The 368-nt window shown below is 66.8% G+C and carries 1 protein-coding gene; it reads right to left on the reverse strand.

Annotated elements, in window-relative coordinates; genetic code table 11:
* Positions 1–368: cbb3-type cytochrome c oxidase subunit I (locus KM933_RS38845; RefSeq protein WP_221362413.1), on the reverse strand; the 368-nt coding region annotated here is incomplete at both ends.

A 368-nucleotide genomic window follows, 5' to 3' on the forward strand; every position in this document is an offset into this window, starting at 1 on the left:
CCACACGAAGATCGGCATGCGGAACATCGTCATGCCCGGCGCGCGCATGCAGATGATCGTGGTGATGAAGTTGACCGCGCCCAGGATGGTGCCGAACCCGGCCAGCGCCAGCCCCATGATCCACAGGTCCCCGCCCACGTAGGCGGAGCGCTCGCCGCCGCTGAGGGGGGTGTAGGCCGTCCAGCCGAAGTCGGCCGCACCCTGCGGGGTGAAGAGACTGGAGATCACGATCAGGCCGCCGAAGAGGAACAGCCAGTAGGAGAACATGTTCAGCCGCGGGAACGCCACGTCCGGCGAGCCGATCTGCAGCGGCATGATCGCGTTGGCGAACCCGGCGAAGGTGGGGGTGGCGAACAGCAGCAGCATGA

Origin of the sequence: Streptomyces beigongshangae (assembly GCF_019710745.1) — a bacterium.
GTDB classification, from domain to species: Bacteria; Actinomycetota; Actinomycetes; order Streptomycetales; family Streptomycetaceae; genus Streptomyces; species Streptomyces beigongshangae.